14 protein-coding genes are annotated in these 15,681 nt (G+C 68.5%); 6 read left to right on the top strand and 8 right to left on the bottom strand.

Features of this window, described 5'->3' with window-relative positions; translation table 11 throughout:
- Positions 1-39: 39 nt before the first annotated feature.
- From AB0M45_RS02395 to AB0M45_RS02375, 5 genes are all read right to left on the bottom strand, one after another.
- Positions 40-570, bottom strand: coding sequence for a PadR family transcriptional regulator (locus tag AB0M45_RS02395; RefSeq protein ID WP_364322043.1), 531 nt, complete (start codon positions 568-570; stop codon positions 40-42).
- Positions 571-625: 55 nt separating this feature from the next.
- Complete coding sequence (locus AB0M45_RS02390) at positions 626-1,105, bottom strand: hypothetical protein (RefSeq protein ID WP_364322040.1); 480 nt, start codon at positions 1,103-1,105, stop codon at positions 626-628.
- 33 nt (positions 1,106-1,138) lie between these two features.
- Positions 1,139-2,707 (bottom strand): precorrin-3B C(17)-methyltransferase, encoded by a 1,569-nt coding sequence (gene cobJ, locus AB0M45_RS02385; RefSeq protein ID WP_364322037.1) that lies wholly within the window; start codon positions 2,705-2,707, stop codon positions 1,139-1,141.
- Positions 2,704-3,339 carry a precorrin-8X methylmutase gene (locus tag AB0M45_RS02380; RefSeq protein ID WP_364322034.1) on the bottom strand — a complete coding sequence of 212 codons (636 nt, stop codon included), beginning with the start codon at positions 3,337-3,339 and terminating at the stop codon, positions 2,704-2,706. Before AB0M45_RS02380 ends, cobJ begins: the two co-directional genes overlap by 4 nt.
- Before the next feature lie 90 nt (positions 3,340-3,429).
- A complete protein-coding gene (locus AB0M45_RS02375; RefSeq protein WP_364322031.1) occupies positions 3,430-3,867 on the bottom strand; it encodes an Lrp/AsnC family transcriptional regulator in 438 nt (145 codons plus the stop codon).
- 136 nt (positions 3,868-4,003) lie between these two features.
- Here AB0M45_RS02375 and ddaH point away from each other — a divergent pair, with 136 nt between their 5' ends.
- Complete coding sequence (ddaH, locus tag AB0M45_RS02370; protein ID WP_364322028.1) at positions 4,004-4,849, top strand: dimethylargininase; 846 nt, start codon at positions 4,004-4,006, stop codon at positions 4,847-4,849.
- A gap of 39 nt (positions 4,850-4,888) precedes the next feature.
- On the opposite strand, the gene AB0M45_RS02365 is transcribed toward ddaH, so the two are convergent.
- The gene (locus AB0M45_RS02365) at positions 4,889-6,130 is read right to left on the bottom strand and encodes a precorrin-3B synthase (protein ID WP_364322025.1); all 1,242 of its coding nucleotides are present in this window, start codon (positions 6,128-6,130) and stop codon (positions 4,889-4,891) included.
- Between the two features lie 97 nt (positions 6,131-6,227).
- Positions 6,228-7,139, bottom strand: a complete 912-nt coding sequence (locus AB0M45_RS02360; RefSeq protein WP_364322022.1) for an alpha/beta hydrolase — start codon at positions 7,137-7,139, stop codon at positions 6,228-6,230.
- Positions 7,140-7,619: 480 nt separating this feature from the next.
- Between AB0M45_RS02360 and AB0M45_RS02355 the strand changes: the two genes are divergently transcribed.
- The 5 genes from AB0M45_RS02355 to AB0M45_RS02335 all read left to right on the top strand — a co-directional run bounded on the left by AB0M45_RS02355 (position 7,620) and on the right by AB0M45_RS02335 (position 14,593).
- Positions 7,620-8,678: a hypothetical protein gene (locus tag AB0M45_RS02355; RefSeq protein ID WP_364322562.1), complete on the top strand. Its 1,059-nt coding sequence runs from the start codon at positions 7,620-7,622 to the stop codon at positions 8,676-8,678.
- Positions 8,679-8,828: 150 nt separating this feature from the next.
- Entirely contained in the window at positions 8,829-9,611 is a 783-nt protein-coding gene (locus AB0M45_RS02350; protein WP_364322019.1) for an SAM-dependent methyltransferase, read from the top strand.
- A gap of 27 nt (positions 9,612-9,638) precedes the next feature.
- On the top strand, positions 9,639-10,079 hold the full coding sequence (locus tag AB0M45_RS02345; protein WP_364322016.1) for a nuclear transport factor 2 family protein: 441 nt from the start codon (positions 9,639-9,641) through the stop codon (positions 10,077-10,079).
- Positions 10,080-10,318: 239 nt separating this feature from the next.
- Positions 10,319-13,894 carry a cobaltochelatase subunit CobN gene (gene cobN, locus AB0M45_RS02340; RefSeq protein WP_364322013.1) on the top strand — a complete coding sequence of 1,192 codons (3,576 nt, stop codon included), beginning with the start codon at positions 10,319-10,321 and terminating at the stop codon, positions 13,892-13,894.
- 174 nt (positions 13,895-14,068) lie between these two features.
- Entirely contained in the window at positions 14,069-14,593 is a 525-nt protein-coding gene (locus AB0M45_RS02335; protein ID WP_364322010.1) for a hypothetical protein, read from the top strand.
- Positions 14,594-14,685: 92 nt separating this feature from the next.
- Here the strand turns inward: AB0M45_RS02335 and AB0M45_RS02330 are convergent, their stop codons facing one another.
- Positions 14,686-15,645: a YafY family protein gene (locus AB0M45_RS02330; RefSeq protein WP_364322007.1), complete on the bottom strand. Its 960-nt coding sequence runs from the start codon at positions 15,643-15,645 to the stop codon at positions 14,686-14,688.
- Between the last annotated feature and the right edge of the window lie 36 nt (positions 15,646-15,681).

Below are 15,681 nucleotides of genomic sequence, written 5' to 3'. Positions count from 1 at the left end.
GCGTGCTCGTATCGGAAGAGCCGTCGCGACGCATGACGATCAACGGCCGAGAAGCTCGGGCAGGTGATCGAACCAATCCAGCACCGCCCGCTCGTAGCGGATGCCGAAATCCAGCGTGGCGCGGGCGAAGGCCGACATCGTCTCCGGATCCTCGGCGAGATACCGCGCGAGCCGCGCCTGATGGATCTCCCGGTTGGCCGCGACGATGCCGTCGAGCCGATCGCGGTCCAGATGTTCACCGAACGAGAGTGTGAGCAGCAGCGGCACCCGGATGGTCTCCCCGCCGGGATCACGAGCCACCCATTCCAGGAATGCCTCCCGCCCGGCGTCGGTGATGTGATAGGGGGTCCGTTCGCGCGCGCCGGTCTCGCCTTTCTCGACCAGTCCCGCGGCGTCCATCGCGGCGAGCTCCCGATAGACCTGACTCTGCGTGATCGTCCAGAAGTCGCCGATGCGGTCTTGCGCCGTGGCCACCAGATCCCACCCCGACATGGGGCCTTCGTGCAGAAATCCGAGCAACGACGCCGCCGTGGAGTTCAGCGACTTGCGCGTGGTCGTAGCGTTGGTCAACGACTGCTCCCTTCTGCCTAACACTCCATAGTGGAATGTTACCGGAACGGACTGGCTACGCGCTTCCGGCCATCCGGTCGAGCCGGGCAAGCACGGCGGTCATGCCCTCCTCCAGGCGCGCCTGGCCCTGTTCCAGTCGCGCCTGGCCCTGTTCCAGGCGGACCTGCCCCTTTTCGAGTACCGTGACCCGCCGGTTGAGCTCGCCGACAGTCTCGTGTAGTTCGCTGACATTCTCGCGCAGCTCGCCGACGGTCTCATGCAGTCCGCTGAAGTTTTCGCGCAGCTCGCCGACGTCCCCACGAAGCTCTGTGACAGCGTTCTCGAGGCTCTCCACGCGCTGATCGACCTTTTCCACGCGCTGATCGAGCTTTTCCACGCGCCGATCGACCCGATCGATGCCGTCCAGCGTTTTCCTGGTCAGCGCCGCGACTTCGCCCAGGACAACGCCCTGTTCATCGATTGCTTGCTCGGTCGCCGTCGCCCGTGCCTCCAAGGCTCGGGTGCGCAGCGTCAGCTCCGCCAGTGTCGCGGCCAAGTTCCCTCCCGATCTCCGGTGCGTCAGGCGATCTTACGCGTTGTCGGCCGCCGCGTCGCGTACCGTTCCATAGCGCCGGGAGGTGTAGACGCGCGTCCCGTGGCCGGTCCCGAACGCGGTCGTGGTCGACGCGCCGATGATCAGCAGTGTGCGCATGTCCACCTCGGTGGGGTCGAGATCGCCGAGCGTCACCACGCGGACCGATTCGGCCGGCCCGCCGACGTCACGCCCGACGACGACGGGCGTATCCGGCTTGCGGTGCTCCAGCAGCAGGTCCCGCATCGCGCCGACCTGCCAGGTGCGCTGCGAGGACGCCGGGTTGTAGACCGCGATGGCCATGTCGGCCGCCGCGACGGCGGAAAGGCGTTGTGCCACCATCTCCCATGGCTTGAGCCGATCGGAGAGCGAGATCATCGCGTAGTCGTGTCCGAGCGGCGCGCCGACCCGGCTCGCCACCGCGTTGGCCGCGGTGAGTCCAGGAAGCACGCGTACCGGGACCTCGCGCCACCGCGGGTCCGCTGCTTCCTCCAGCACGGCCGCCGCCATCGCGAAGACCCCTGGGTCACCCGAGGAGACCACCGCCACCCGCGCGCCCCGCTCGGCCAGATCCAAGGCCATGGCGGCGCGCTCGGACTCCACCCGGTTGTCGCTGACGTGGCGGCGCTGGCCAGGCCGTTGTGGCACCCGGTTCAAATAGGTGGTGTAGCCGACCAGGTCGGTGGCGTCGGCCAGCGCGGCGCGCACCTCGTCGGTGGTCCATTCCGGCGCGCCGGGACCCAGCCCCACGACGACGACCTCGCCGACTCGCCCGGTCGTTCCCGGGTCGGCAATCCGCTGCCGGGCAGCCGGATTCGTCTCGGCGCGGGGCAGCGGCGTGGTCGGTTCCGGGCCGGGAACGAGGGTGATGGAGAAGTAGGGGACCTCGGCGTCGTCCACCGCGTCGGCGTGCAGGACGCGCTGATCGGTCGTGCTCGCGCGCTCGACGTAGTACGCGCCGGAGAGCCGACCCGAATCCGAAAGGGCCTGGCGCACACCAGGATAGGTGCGGCCCAGTTTCATGATCGCGGCTGCGTCGGTCGCGCGCAGGCGCCGGGTGAGTTCGTCCACCGGCATGGTGCCCGGCAGTACCGTGAGCACCTGCTCGCCCTCGACCAGCGGCGTGCCCAACGCGGCCGACGCCGCACTCACCGAGGTGATGCCCGGGATGATCTCGGTCTCGAATCGGTCGGCCAGCCGGCGGTGCATGTGCATGTAGGAGCTGTAGAACAGCGGGTCGCCCGCGGCGAGCAACGCGACTGAACGGCCCGCGGCCAGGTGCGCGGCCAGCCGCTCAGCGGCCTGTTCGTAGAACTCGTCGATCGCGCCTTGGTAGCCGCCGGGATGGTCGGTGGTCTCGGTGGTCACGGGGTAGACGAGGTGCTCCTCGAGTTGGCCCTGGCGCATGTAGGGCGCGGCGGTTCGGCGCGAGATGCTGCGACCGTGGCGCGCGCTGTGGAACGCGATGACATCGGCTGTCCCGATCACCTTGGCCGCCTTGACCGTCACCAGCTCGGGATCGCCGGGGCCGAGTCCGACGCCCCACAGTTTGCCCGCGACGCTCATTCCTGCTCACTCGCAATCGCGTTCAACGCGGACGCGGTGATCGCGCTGCCGCCGCGCCTGCCGCGAACCGTGAGGTATTCGATGCCCCCGGTCGCGATCAGCGCGTCCTTGGATTCGGCGGCGCCGATGAATCCGACGGGAATGCCGAGGACCGCGGCCGGCCGGGGTGCGCCCGCGTCCAGTAGATCGAGCAGATGAAACAGCGCCGTCGGCGCGTTGCCGATCGCGACGACGGCGCCCTCGAGGCGGTCGCGCCACAGTTCCAGCGCGGCGGCGGAGCGGGTAGTGCCCATGGCCGAGGCCAATTCCGGTACGCGCGAATCGGCGAGGGTGCACACCACCTCGTTGTCGGCGGGCAGTCGTTTCCGGGTCACGCCGGAGGCGACCATGGTCGCGTCACACAGAATCGGTGCGCCAGCGCGCAGTGCCGCCCGCGCCGCCGCGACGACGCCGGGCGAGAAGGCGATGTCCTCGGCGAGATCGACCTGACCACAGCCGTGGATCATCCGCACCACCACGTGTGCCACATCCGCGGGGAACCCGCTCAGATCGGCCTCGGCGCGGATCGTCGCGAATGAGCGACGGTAGATCTCGGCCCCGTCGGTCAGGTAGCTGGCACGTACGTCGGACATACGGTCCACCCTATGGGTGCGGGTCCGGACCGGGCGGTCCGGGTTCGCGGCTACACCACCGCACCATGTTGAGCCCGGATGAGATGGCGATCAGGTTCGCGGACGCTCGAGGATCCGGGACATGACGATCGAACTCCGAGTGCGCCCGACGCGCGCGTTCTCCCGGATCCGCTCCACGGTCACCTCGATCTCGGCCATGTCGGTGGCCATTACGTGCACCAGTGCGTCGGCCTCGCCCGCGATGGTCCACACGCCGACCACCTGCGGGATCGGTTCCAGGCTCCGTTTCAATTCGGCGGGGGAGATGTTGTCGCGGTAGTAGACCTCGACGTATGCCTCCGTCTTCCAGCCCAGCGCGGCGGGGTTGACCAACGCGGTGAATCCGGTGATCTGCTTGTTCGCGACCAACCGGTCGACCCGCCGCTTCACCGCGGGCGCGGACAGCCCGACCGCGCTGCCGATTTCCTGGAACGAGGCGCGCGCGTGCCTCAGCAGTTGTTCGAGAATCCGCCGATCGAGGTCGTCCACATCACACTCCTTGGGCTTCACGCAATGATCTGTTGATTTCTGGCCTAGATAAGCAACAAATCGTTGTTTCTGCCGCAACACTAGTCAACTTAACTTCGTGTCAGCCGAAAGTCCCCGCTGACCTCAGGGAGTTCCGTTGACGTCTGTAGCCACCCTCGGAGTCGAGTCCGCCGCGCGGGGTTCGTCGCCGCGCCGGTTCATCATGTGCCGACCCGATTACTTCGACGTCACCTATTCGATCAACCCCTGGATGAATCCCGAGGAGCCCGTCGATCGTGAGCTGGCGATCGAGCAGTGGGAGACGCTGCGGGCCACCTACGAGGAATACGGCCACACGGTCGAGGTGGTGCCCGGCATCCCGGACCTGCCCGACATGGTGTTTGCCGCCAACGGCGGTCTGATCGTCGGCGACCGGGCGATGTCGGCCCGCTTCACGCATCCGGAACGCGCTGCCGAAGGCCCCGCCTACCACCAATGGTTCGCCGGGGCCGGGCTGCCGAATCTGGTGGCCGCCAGCGAATTGAACGAGGGGGAAGGTGATTTCCTGCTGGTCGGTGATCGGCTCCTCGCGGGGATGGGCTTCCGCAGTTCGCTCGAGGCGCACGCGGAGGTATCGCGCCACTTCGGTCTGCCCGTGGTGTCGCTGGAATTGATCGATCCGCGCTTCTATCACCTGGATACCGTGCTGCTTCCGCTGGACGCGCGCACCGTCGCCTATTACCCGCCCGCCTTCGCCCCGGCGGCCCGCGCGGTTCTCGCCGAGCTCTACCCCGACGCCATCGTGGCCACCGACGCGGACGCGGAGGTGCTCGGATTGAACGGTGTTTGCGACGGTGTCAACGTATTCCTCAGCAGCCGCGCGACCGATCTGAGCGAAGCCCTGCGCGACCGCGGCTTCCACCCGGTCGGGATCGAGATGTCCGAACTGCTCAAGGCGGGAGGAGCCGTCAAGTGCTGCACCCTCGAGATCCACGGAAGGTGACGCGGAAAGGCGATCATGTTCCGAGGCCGCAGACGACGATCAGTCGATGCGGTAACCCTTGTCTGTCGCGACGATATCGGTGACCTCGCCCCGGGGGCGGCCACAGCGGCGGTCGCAGCCGGACCAATGCTGACGCCCGGCCACCGAAATGTCCGTGGCGGCGATCGGCGGCCGCTCCGACACATGCTGGTGCGCAGAGTCTTCCGGCTCGGAATGCCGGTCATCCGCTCCATGCTCGATGGGGTATGCCGCGGGCAGCACACGGCCCGTGTCGACCGCGTCGGACACATCGGCCCGGACGTCGGTATGCGATTTCGCGCAACCGGGCTGCCCGGCGCAGGCGCTGACCAGAAGCCACGGCGAGTCGGCGTCGAAGATCAACCCCATCGGGGCCAGTACGCGCACGACCTGTTCGGCGGCCCACTCCTCCAGGTCGGTGACCACCAGGCCGCGCCACGGCGTGACGAAGATAGACCGCTCGACCGCGGCGAGGAATTCGGCGGTGCGGGCGGGCAGGCAGCCGAGGCGCACACCGGCGCCCAGGCTGACCAACCCGTCGTCCTGCTCCAGCCAGCCGATCGGAAGGCTGCGCGCCCCAGGTAACTCGAGCCGATCGGCGACAGGCGAGAGCCCGAGGAGATCGACCACGCGATCAGCGCCCTGTTCGATGTCGTCCAACCGCCACCGGCCCGCGTCCTCGCCGCGCAGCTCCAGGAATCCGTGCGCTGCGGCGAGCATGACGTCGACCGTGTCGGCGGCCGGGAGGCGGACACCGCTGTCGCGGCCCGCCAGCAGCAATGCGAACTCCTCGGCGCAGATCGCGTGCACACCGATGTCGGCGCCGAGCCCGCTGACGTCGCCGCGGCCGTCATCGAGGGTGAACAGCACCCGGCCGGGCAGGTCGGCCAACCGTGGCGCGGCGAGCAGACCGGCGTCCAGCGCGGGGACCAGTGCGCGCACGTCCGACAGGCCGCCGACGCGTCCGGACAGCGGCGAGGCGATGATATTGCGTACCCGCTCGTGGGTGCGGCTGGGCAGGAGACCCACGGCGGCGAGCCGGTCTGTCAGCTCCGCCGCGTCGCGAACCTGCCGCAATTGGACATTGCCGCGAGAGGTGAGTTCGATGTTTCCGTCCGCTAGGTCACGGGCGGACTCCGCCAGTGCCTGCAGCTGAGCGGAGTCCAGTCGCCCACCGGGCACCCGGATCCGCGCCAGCGGCCCGTCGGCTGCCTCGTGCAGCCGCAGCGCACCTGGACAGGAATCGGGAACACCTCGTGTCATAACGAGTCCAGCCTACGGACCTGCTGGCACGGCCCCGATGGCGCCCGCACGAGGAGCACCGAGGCACTCGTTGCGGGACGGCGGCCGGGCAGATCGGTCACTCGACGATGGAAGCCAGCCAGTCGATCACGGCGGACCGGTACTCGGCGGTGTTGCGTGCGAGATTGACCGAGTGGCCGCTACCGGGCAGCACGAAGGTGCGCAATCGTGCGGCCGGACCGAAGAACGGCGCTTCCGCGGCATGCAGCGTCTCGGCATTCGCGCAGACCGCGTAGCCAGGCCCGCAGGACAACCGGTCCGAGCTACCGTTGACGATCAGGACCGGGGCGCTGATGAAGTTGGTCATCGGCGGGAGGGTGGAGGTCAGCCCGTCGGGATATTCCGTCGGCGAGAAGACTTCCTTGGATGCTTCGTCGACCGCGAGAACCTCGGGGTCGGCGGTCTCGGGCGCGAAGAAATTGCGTGCCCGGGTTCCGGGCTGCGTGGTGAGGTAGCCGGGATCGTATCCGTGCCCGGCGAACTGGGGATCCCCGGCGGCTTGATGGTAGGTAGCGATCACGCCGAGGACTTCGGAAACGTTGAGGGCGTGGGAGAACCCGGTGAGCAAAACGCCGTCGACATCCTGGTAGGTGCTCGCCTCCAGTACGTCGATACCGGAGCTCAGCGAATGGCCACCCGTGATGACCTTGCCGAACGGGGGTGCGCCGTCCAGTCCCCGGCGCAGGGACTGCACGATGTCATGCAAGGCGCGCGCGGACACCGACGCCGTCAGCTGCGTGCTCGGCGGCCTGGTGCTCGCGCCGTTACCGAGCCGATCGACCACGAGGGTCGCGTAACCCGCGGCGTTCATCGCGCGCCGGAAGTTGTAAGTCTCCGGGGCGTAGGGAAAATCCCAGTACGTGTGGTTGTAGTTGGAACCCGCGATCAGCACCATGACGGTGTCGGTCGGCTGCGCTGCGGGAACGCATAAGGTGCCCACCATCACCCCGAGCGGTACCGGAATGGACATCGGTGCACAGCGATCCGGCGGCGTATCCTCCGCACGGCCCACCCCTGGCGTGAGGCAGAGGAGTATTGCCGCAGCGGACGCGAGAATCGACCGTACCGAGGTTCGCACGCGACGCAGGCTATGCGCGAACTATGTCAGGCGCAATACCGGCCTACTTGTCGGGCATTGGTTGCCCTTACCGGGGGGTCATCCGTAACGCACTCTCCACCAATGTCTTTCATCATGGGGCGGGACAAGTCCGTCAGATGCCACACCGGGTACATCTGCCGCAGAGGGGCCGGCTCGGCTGTATCCACCGCGGTCGTCTAGTAGGCGGCCCGTCTTGTGTCGAGGTATCCGGCGAACGCCCCTACCGCACATAATGATCCGTGGCTATCGCGGAGTAGATCCGCATGAGCGTCACCCGGCCGCCACCGACACCGCGTCGGCTGGATGCCCGGGAGGACCCGGTGAACTGAGGAGCGCGGGAACGTGGGTTCGATGGTGCAAGGGGCGGGCACGCGGGCGGTGCACTTCGTCGGAAGTTTTCCGGCCGAGAGCACGGATGTCGCGATGCGGGCGATGCTCGATGGCGCGGGTCCTCGGTTGCGTACCCTGCCGACGGGAGAGACTCGGCGGTACGAGTTCTACATCCAGCCGATAATCGCGGATCTGGTGTCCCAGGGCGTCTTGGAAGTGAAGAAACCCGGCGCGTGGCAGTCGAGCAGGGACCGCACGATCCATCGTGTCGCGCGCGGGACCGAATTGAGCGGCGCTGTCATGGATCTCGGGTATCTCCGAGAGGCCGAGGAGGCATGGCCGATCTTCCGAAAGCTGCGTGAGGAGCGGCAGTTACCCGATCTCGCCTTGCAGATCGGCATGCCGACCGATTTCACGCTGACGTTCATCGCCATGGGAGGGTCCGGGATACGGCGTTACCGGCAAGCGTTCATCGACGCCACCGTGCGCGACATCACCGCTATTCGCGAGCTGGCCGGTGACGACGTCGTTGTGCAACTCGAGGCCACCGCGGAACTGGTGCTGCTGGCCAAGGCGCAGCCGTTCCACCGCGTGGTGGACCGAATGCTGGGATTGAGCCGGGGTATCGCCGCGCTGGCCGCGGCCGCCCCTGCGGGGACTCGATTCGGGGTACACCTCTGCCTGGGCAGTCTGCGCAACAAAGCCCGCGGGAGGTTGCGTGACGCGCGGCCGTTCGTAGATCTGGCCAACTCCGTCGTCCGGCATTGGCCGCACGGGCGCGTTCTGGAATACCTGCACGGACCATTCGCGGCCGGAGACAGACCGCCCTCGTCGAGCACCGAATTCTATGCGCCGCTCGCCAATCTGTCCCTGTGCGAAGGCACCGACTTCTATGCCGGTTTGGTGCATGACATTCCGAGCGAGGCGCAACAATTGGAGACGTTGGCGGCTATCGAGCACGCACTCGGGCGCCCCGTCGACGGGGTCGCCAGCGCATGTGGACTCGGCCGCCGTCCCCGCCCGGTTGCTGACGTGCTCATGGCGCGAGCCGATGCGCTGGCGGGAGCAGCGGACGACTGAGTGCGGCAGCATTTTTCGCGTCATGATGCCAGTGCTCGCGCACTACGGCCGGGTCGCCGCCGATATCGGCTTCCTCGACATACCGCGTCACCTGTAGGTGACGGTTTGTTACGATTTGGCCGAGGATATCGGGGAGGTACGGTGTCGAGCATGGAGCGAGCACCGCGTGGCGTCGATCCGACCACGCCGAACTCCGCTCGGGTGTACGACTATCTGCTCGGCGGCAAGGACAACTACGAGGTGGACCGGGCGGTCGCCCGTCGAATGCTCTCGATCGCGCCCGACACCAGGACCTTGGCCTGGTTCAGCCGCCAATTCCTGGTGAACGCGGTCCAATTGGCGGCCGAGGCGGGCGTCCGGCAGTTCATCGATCTCGGCGCGGGTATTCCGACCTCGCCCAATGTTCACGAGGTCGCACGCAAGACCGATCCGTCGGCGCGGGTGGTGTACGTCGACTTCGACCCGGTCGTGCACGTGCACTGCAACGCTCTGCTGGCCGCTTCGGACGGTGTGGCGGCGATGCTGGGCGATGTTCGCCGTCCGGACGACATCCTGGACCGGCTGGCATCCGGGAAGCTGATCGACTTCGACGAGCCGGTTGCGATCATGCTGGTCGGCGTGCTGCACTTCGTGATGGACGATGAACACCCCGCCGAGATCGTCGCCCGATTCCGTGACGCGATGGCCCCGGGAAGCTATCTCGCGTTCACGCACGGCTCCGACAGCAGCGATCCGGATTTCATCAGTCAGTCCTCGGCGGACACCGCCAAGTCCTCGGCCCAGGTGCGGTATCGATCCGCGGACCGGGTCGCCTCGTTCTTCGAGGGCTTCGACATGCTCGATCCCGGCCTGGTTCCCTTGCAACGGTGGCTCGACGACGACCTGCCGGACACGCGGCTGGTGCTCCTGGGCGGGGTAGTCTGCAAAGCGTGACGTGCGCACGACGGCTAAGGTCGGCGTATGTCCGAAATCTCTTCTCTCGCCGACCGGATCGCCATCGTCGACGTGATCACCAAGATGTTCGTCTACACCGATCAGGGACGGTGGGAAGCGTTGGCGGGGGAGGTGTTCACGCCGAAGGTCGATTTCGACGGCGGGTTCGGCGGGCCGGTCGGGGAGCGGGCCGCGGCTGACATCGTCGAGGATTGGCGCACCGGGCTCGCGGACCTGGACGGCGTCCACCACCAGTCCGGTAACCACCTGATCGATCTGCACGGCGACACCGCGACAGTGCACGCCGACGCGATTGCCGTGCACGTGAAGAACGCCGCGGTCAACGGCAAGACGCGCACGTTCGTCGGCAGCTACTCGCTCGGCGCCGAGCGCACCGCGGAAGGATGGCGGGTCAACCGGTTCCGCTACCACCTCAAGGTGATCGACGGAAACGCCGACCTGACCTAGGTGCCCGTGCGGAATCATGGGTCCGGCCCGGCCGCCGAGCGGTGGTCGCTGCCGGGCGGCATGGCCGGGCCGGACACGCCGACGAGCCGGGCCCGGGCGGCAGGTAGCATCGGCATGCTCGGCGGGCGACGAGGAAACCGGTGGAAATCCGGTGCGGTCGCGCCACTGTAGAAAGCCAGACCCTCTCCGGCGAGCAGCGAACCCCCGATGGGCGCGTCACCCGAGGAAGGCTGCCAACCGTGATTGTGCTGTTGTCCACGTCCGACACCGATCTGCTGAGCGCCCGCGCCAGCAGCGCCGATTACCGGTGGGGAAATCCGGCCCGCCTGCTGGTCGACGACCTACCCGGTCTGCTCGACGGCGCCGATCTGGTGATCGTGCGCATCCTCGGCGGCAAGCGGGCGTGGGAGGACGGGCTGGAGGCGCTGCGCGCGAGCGGCGTTCCGCTGGTCGCGCTCGGTGGCGAGCTCGCACCGGATGCCGAGCTGATGGAATGCTCCACCGTGCCGGGCGGCGTCGCGGCCGACGCGCACAACTACCTCGCCGCCGGCGGTCCGGGGAACCTGCGCCAGCTGCACAACTTCCTGTCCGACACCGTGCTGCTCACCGGGCACGGCTTCGAGCCGCCGATCCAGCTGCCCAGCTGGGGCGAGCTGGACCGGGTCGCGGCAGTGCCGGTCGACGGCCCGACCGTCGCGGTGATCTACTACCGGGCCCAGCATCTCGCGGGCAACACCGCCTACGTCGACGCGCTGTGCACCGCGATCGAACAGGCGGGCGCGCGTCCGCTGCCGCTGTTCTGCGCGTCCCTGCGCACCGCCGAACCCGCGCTGCTCGCGACCCTGCGCCGGGCCGACGCGCTGGTGGTGACGGTGCTGGCCGCGGGCGGCACCAAACCGGCCATCGCCTCGGCGGGTGGCGAGGACGAGGCGTGGGACGTCGGCGCGCTCGCCGACCTGGACGTACCCATCCTGCAAGGTCTGTGCCTGACCACCGGCCGCGCCCAATGGGAGGCCAACGACGACGGCCTGTCGCCGCTGGACGTCGCGACCCAGGTCGCGGTGCCGGAGTTCGACGGCCGGATCATCACCGTCCCGTTCTCGTTCAAGGAATTCGACGCCGACGGGCTGTCCACCTACGCCCCCGACGCCGAGCGCGCGGCCCGCGTCGCGGGCATCGCGACCCGCTACGCCCGGCTGCGCCACATCCCCGCCGCGCGCAAACGCGTTGCGATCATGCTGTCGGCCTACCCGACCAAGCATGCCCGTATCGGCAACGCCGTCGGTCTGGACACCCCGGCCAGCGCGATCCGCCTGCTCACCGAAATGCGTGCCGCCGGTTATGACCTCGGCGCGCCCGGCGAGGTCCCCGGCCTGGACGAGCACGATGGCGACGCCCTCATCCACGCCCTGATCGCGGCCGGCGGCCAGGATCCGGACTGGCTGACCTCCGAGCAGTTGGCGGGCAACCCGATCCGCATCAGCGCCGCGGCCTACGCCGCCTGGTTCGGCACCCTGCCAGGCGACCTGCGCGACGCCGTCGTCGAGGCGTGGGGCCCGCCGCCCGGCGAACTCTACGTCGATCACTCGTCCGATCCGGACGGCGAGATCGTCATCGCCGCCTTGCGTTTCGGCAATGTGGTGCTCATGGTGCAGCCGCCACGCGGTTTCGGCGACAACCCCGTCGCGATCTACCATGATCCCGACCTGCCGCCCAGCCATCACTACCTGGCCGCGTACCGGTGGCTCAGCGCCCCCGAAGGGTTCGGCGCCGACGCGATGGTGCACCTGGGCAAGCACGGAAACCTGGAGTGGCTGCCTGGCAAGACGCTCGGCATGTCGGCCTCCTGTGGCACCGATGCGGCGCTCGGCGACCTGCCGCTGATCTATCCGTTCCTGGTGAACGACCCAGGTGAGGGCACCCAGGCCAAGCGGCGCGCGCACGCCACGCTGGTCGATCACTTGATCCCCCCGATGGCCCGCGCCGAAAGCTACGGCGATATCTCGCGGCTGGAGCAGCTGCTCGATGAGCACGCCAACATCTCCGCACTCGACCCGGGCAAGCTGCCCGCCATCCGCCAGCAGATCTGGACGCTGATGCGCGCCGCCAAGATGGACCACGACCTCGGCCTGACCGAGCGGCCGGACGAGGACTCCTTCGACGACATGCTGCTGCACGTCGACGGATGGCTGTGCGAGATCAAGGACGTCCAGATCCGCGACGGCCTGCACGTGCTCGGCCAGGCGCCCGCGGGGGAGGGCGAACTCGACCTCGTGCTGGCCATGCTCCGCGCGCGCCAGCTGTGGGGTGGTGAGCGCACCGTGCCAGGCCTGCGCGAAGCGCTCGGGCTCGACGAGTCGGGCAGCGAGGCGCGCGAGCGCGTCGACGCCGTGGAGGGCAGCGCGCGCGCCCTCGTCGCGGAATTGCAGGCGGCGGACTGGTCGCCGGACGCGGTCGACGGCATCACCGATAATCCCGAGGTCCGCCGGGTGCTGCGGTTCGCGGCCACCGAGGTGGTACCGCGCCTGCGGCAGACCGGCGTGGAGCTCGACCGGGTGCTGCACGCGCTGAACGGCGGGTTCATCCCGGCGGGCCCGAGCGGCTCGCCGTTGCGCGGGCTGATCAACGTCCTGCCGACCGGACGCAACTTCTACTCGGTCGACCCCAAGGCCGTACCGTCGCGGCTGGCCTGGGAGACCGGCCAGGCCATGGCGGAATCGCTGCTGGACCGGTACCGGGCCGACCATGGTGAATACCCGCGGTCGGTCGGCCTCTCGATCTGGGGCACCTCCGCCATGCGCACCTCGGGCGACGATATCGCCGAAGTCCTTGCGCTGCTGGGTGTCCGGCCGGTCTGGGACGAGGCGAGCCGCCGGGTCAGCACGCTCGAGGTGATCTCGCTCGAGGAACTGGGCCGTCCCCGCATCGATGTCACCGTGCGCATCAGCGGCTTCTTCCGCGACGCCTTCCCCCACGTACTGGCCTTGCTGGACGACGCGGTCCGCCTCGTCGCCGGCTTGGACGAGCCGGGCGAAGCGAACTATGTGCGCGCGCACGCCGAAGCCGATCTGGCCGAGCACGGCGACCAGCGGCGCGCCACCACCCGCATCTTCGGTTCCAAGCCGGGGACCTACGGCGCGGGCCTGCTGCAGCTGATCGACTCGAAGAGCTGGCGCACCGACGACGACCTCGCCGAGGTGTACACCACCTGGGGCGGCTACGCCTACGGCCGCGATCTGGACGGCGCGCCCGCCGCGGCGGACATGCGGGGCGCGTACCGTCGAATCGCGGTGGCCGCGAAGAACACCGACACCCGCGAGCACGATATCGCCGACTCCGACGACTATTTCCAGTTCCACGGCGGGATGGTCGCCACGGTTCGCGCGCTGACCGGCAAGAACCCGGAGGCCTACATCGGCGACAGCACCCGGCCCGACGCGGTGCGCACCCGGACGTTGTCCGAGGAGACCTCGCGGGTGTTCCGGGCCCGCGTGGTGAACCCGCGGTGGTTGGAGGCCATGCGCAGGCACGGGTACAAGGGCGCGTTCGAGATGGCGGCGACCGTCGACTACTTGTTCGGCTACGACGCCACGACCAACGTCGTGGCGGACTGGATGTACGAGAAGCTCACCGAGAGCTACGTATTCGACGACGTGAACCGTAAGTTCATGGAGCAGTCCAACCCGTGGGCGCTGCACGGCATTGCCGAGCGGCTGCTGGAGGCGGCCGAACGGAAACTGTGGGAGCATCCGGAACCGGACACGCTCGAGCGGTTGCGCCAGGTCTACCTGGAGACCGAAGGAGAACTGGAGTAGCGGGCATTTCCATCCCCTGATCGGCCGGATATGCCGCGAAATACTCGACCTTGCAAGACATTCCGGGCATCTGCAGCGTTCGGAAAATAGTCATGCGGAATGTCTATAATTGCTAGTATTTCACGGCTGTACCCAGGTAACGACAGATCGAATCTGCTGAGGATGGGATGGCTCATGAAGCTCAGAAAAGTGGTTGCGACCACGCTGCTGACCATTGCCGCCACCGGTGTCACGGCGGCGACCGCGTACGGCCAGGCCGAGGTCTCCGACCCCGCGATCAGCGGCGTCGACCGTGGTGTCGCCTATACCGCGACGGTTGCGCCGGATCGGTCGAGTGCGACGGTCACGCTCGCTTCCGGCACGTTCGCCCTGACGCCGGACGGTATTACGGTGCTGGCCCCGGATGGCGAGGTGGTCGCGTCGGTGCCGACGACCCTGCAGACCGCGATGGGCCGGCACGTCGAGGTGTCCCCGCAACTCGATGCGGCCGCCACGACCTTGACATTGACACCGGTCGGAGCCGCCATCCCGGCGCTGGGCGCGCCGCGGTTCATCGGTGACCCGCAGACCACGCTGGGGGGTTTGGCGATCGGCTGCGCCATCGGGGCGGCGGTGGGCCTCATCTTCTTCATCGTCGGGGTCTTCCCCGGTTGCGTGGTGGGCGGTCTGATCGGAGCGGCCGCGGGCGCGAGCCGGTAGGGGCTGAGCGAGAGTGTCGGCGTCGGCCGCGCTCGGTGTCCAGTTGCCGAGCGCGGCCGCTCGCGTGTCCGGCGAATGCGTTGGTACCGGCGCTATCCCTGTCCCGCGGCGCGCCGGAATCGTGCCGCGGTGGCGGCGAGGTGTTCAGCGAGGGCCGGCGCGTCCAAGACTTCGAAGTCGACGTCGGCGAGGCCCAGGTACAGCGTCAGTAGCTGGGGCGAGTCCGAACCCACGTGCACCACACAGTGCTGCGGACCGTCCGGCTCGACCTCCACCGCCGCGGGCAGGCGCGCCCGGATCGCCTGCGCCGGCGCGGCCATGCGCACACGCGCGCGATAGCGCCACGTAGCGGCGTCCACCCCGCGTTGCACCCGTTCGGCGATCTCCTTCTCGGGTACGGCACGCGGGGTGAACCGGGGACCGTTCGGAATCTTCGGCGTGATCCGGTCGACGCGGAAGGTGCGCCAGTCGTCGCGCGCGACGTCCCAGGCGACCAGATACCAGCGGCCACGCAAGTGCACCATCCGGTGCGGTTCCACATCCCGTCGCGACGAGGTCCCCGAATGGGTTTCGTAGTCGAACCGCAATCGTTCGCTCGCCCGGATCGCGCCCGCGACCGCGGTGAGCACCGCCGCGTCCACGGTCGGCTCTCCGCGACCGGGCACGTGCACGGTGGCGGAAGTCAGCGTCTCGACCCGGTGCCGCAATCGTGCGGGCAACACCTGCTGCAGTTTCGCCAGCGCGCGCAGCGATGTTTCCTCGATGCCGGTGACCGCGCCATTGGCGGCGGTGACCAGTCCGACCGCCACCGCAACGGCCTCCTCGTCATCGAGCAGCAGCGGCGGCAGCGCGGACCCGGCGCCGAGCCGGTACCCGCCCGCAACGCCGGGCGTTGCATGCACCGGGTAGCCCAGCGTCCGCAACCGCTCGATGTCGGTGCGCACCGTCCTGGTGGAGACGCCGAGCCGCTCGGCCAGCGCCGGCCCGGTCCAGTCGCGGCGGGTCTGCAAGAGCGACAGCAGCCGCAACAGGCGTGCGGAGGTTTCCAGCATTCTTCGATCATGACAGAACTCGCGGAAGAAACTCTT

The organism is Nocardia sp. NPDC051787 (genome assembly GCF_040681325.1).
Lineage (GTDB): Bacteria > Actinomycetota > Actinomycetes > Mycobacteriales > Mycobacteriaceae > Nocardia.
This window is presented reverse-complemented; position numbering and strand designations above follow the sequence as displayed.

Bases quoted from the DNA above. Each gene is read 5' to 3' on its own strand.
- AB0M45_RS02350 (WP_364322019.1), top strand. From the start codon at position 8,829: ATGGAGCGAGCACCGCGTGGCGTCGATCCGACCACGCCGAACTCCGCT.
- cobJ (WP_364322037.1), bottom strand. From the start codon at position 2,707: ATGAGCGTCGCGGGCAAACTGTGGGGCGTCGGACTCGGCCCCGGCGAT.
- AB0M45_RS02380 (WP_364322034.1), bottom strand. From the start codon at position 3,339: ATGTCCGACGTACGTGCCAGCTACCTGACCGACGGGGCCGAGATCTAC.
- AB0M45_RS02355 (WP_364322562.1), top strand. From the start codon at position 7,620: ATGGTGCAAGGGGCGGGCACGCGGGCGGTGCACTTCGTCGGAAGTTTT.
- AB0M45_RS02345 (WP_364322016.1), top strand. From the start codon at position 9,639: ATGTCCGAAATCTCTTCTCTCGCCGACCGGATCGCCATCGTCGACGTG.
- AB0M45_RS02360 (WP_364322022.1), bottom strand. From the start codon at position 7,139: ATGTCCATTCCGGTACCGCTCGGGGTGATGGTGGGCACCTTATGCGTT.
- AB0M45_RS02365 (WP_364322025.1), bottom strand. From the start codon at position 6,130: ATGACACGAGGTGTTCCCGATTCCTGTCCAGGTGCGCTGCGGCTGCAC.
- AB0M45_RS02330 (WP_364322007.1), bottom strand. From the start codon at position 15,645: ATGCTGGAAACCTCCGCACGCCTGTTGCGGCTGCTGTCGCTCTTGCAG.
- AB0M45_RS02335 (WP_364322010.1), top strand. From the start codon at position 14,069: ATGAAGCTCAGAAAAGTGGTTGCGACCACGCTGCTGACCATTGCCGCC.